Source organism: Acinetobacter sp. ATCC 27244, assembly GCF_000156555.1.
Taxonomy (GTDB): domain Bacteria; phylum Pseudomonadota; class Gammaproteobacteria; order Pseudomonadales; family Moraxellaceae; genus Acinetobacter; species Acinetobacter haemolyticus.
Genome location: NZ_GG665981.1, coordinates 1 through 1,212, shown reverse-complemented (window position 1 = coordinate 1,212; position 1,212 = coordinate 1). Strand labels below are relative to the sequence as shown.

2 protein-coding genes are annotated in these 1,212 nt (G+C 36.8%); both read left to right on the top strand.

Going from position 1 to position 1,212, the window contains the following annotated elements; genetic code table 11:
• The coding region (locus HMPREF0023_RS17135) for a hypothetical protein (RefSeq protein ID WP_416352734.1) at positions 1-73 on the top strand (73 nt) is incomplete at its 5' end.
• Between the two features lie 428 nt (positions 74-501).
• Positions 502-1,212, top strand: a 711-nt coding sequence (locus HMPREF0023_RS15855) for an OmpA family protein (protein WP_008942578.1), incomplete at its 3' end; no start/stop codon positions are given.

The following is a 1,212-nucleotide window of genomic DNA, read 5'->3' as shown; positions in this document are numbered from 1 at the left end:
CCGTGCTATGAACCGTCGCGTATTTGCTGCGATTTCTGGTAGCCGTACTGTTTTAGTACAACCAGGTCAATAATTTCAAGTTATTGAAATGATCTGAAAAAAGCGACTCACATGAGTCGCTTTTTTATAGGGGTAAGATTTTTCTTATGGTGATCTAAATAAAACCAAACGAATGATTAGAATAATTATGTACTAATATTGAATAAACGGTGTGAATTATTTAGTTCTATCGCTGGTATTTCTCGATTTTGTTAAGTTTTTGATTAAAAAGTGATAAACTCTCGCAGCTTTAATAACGATTGTCGAATTAGAGTTTGGTAGCTTTTGCAACGAGAAATGGACCTTTCAGAAAATTGTTGATTCAATACTTGTAAAATGAATCAGGTATTTTGTAAGATTCAACATAAATTGAGTGGCTGAAAAAGATTTAATAAAGCTATTTCTTGTATTCAAGGCTATTAAAGTTTTTAGGGCAAACATTTTGTTTTTAGGAAGATATTCATGAAATTGAGTCGTATTGCACTTGCTATGCTTGTTGCTGCTCCTTTCGCTGCTGCTAATGCAGGCGTAACAATCACTCCATTAATGCTTGGTTATACAATGTTTGATACTGAACATAATAACCGTGGCGATAAAGGTCAATTGACCCCAAGTCCAGAGCTTAAAGATGATTTATTCGTTGGTGCAGCTATTGGTGTTGAAGTAACACCTTGGTTAGGTGCTGAAGTTGAATATAGCCAAATCAAAGGTGATACAAGTACAAGTAACGACTATAAGGGTCGTAATATTGCTGGTAACTTCTACGCTACTTCTGATTTGATCACTAAAAATTATGACAGCAAAATCAAGCCATATGTATTGGCAGGTGCTGGTCATTACAAATATGAAGGTGATGATATATACGGCGGTAAGCAGGAAGGTACATTAGCAAATGCAGGTGGTGGTGTATTCTGGCGCTTAAACGATGCTTTATCTCTTCGTACCGAAGCTCGTGGTACATATCATTTTGATGAAAAGTTCTGGAACTACACAGCACTTGCTGGTTTAAACGTTGTTCTTGGTGGTCACTTGAAGCCAGCTACTCCAGTAGTAGAAGTTGCGCCAGTTGAACCAACACCAGTTGCGCCACAACCACAAGAGTTAATTGAAGATCTTAACATGGAACTTCGTGTATTCTTTGATACAAACAAATCAGACATCAAGCCACAATTT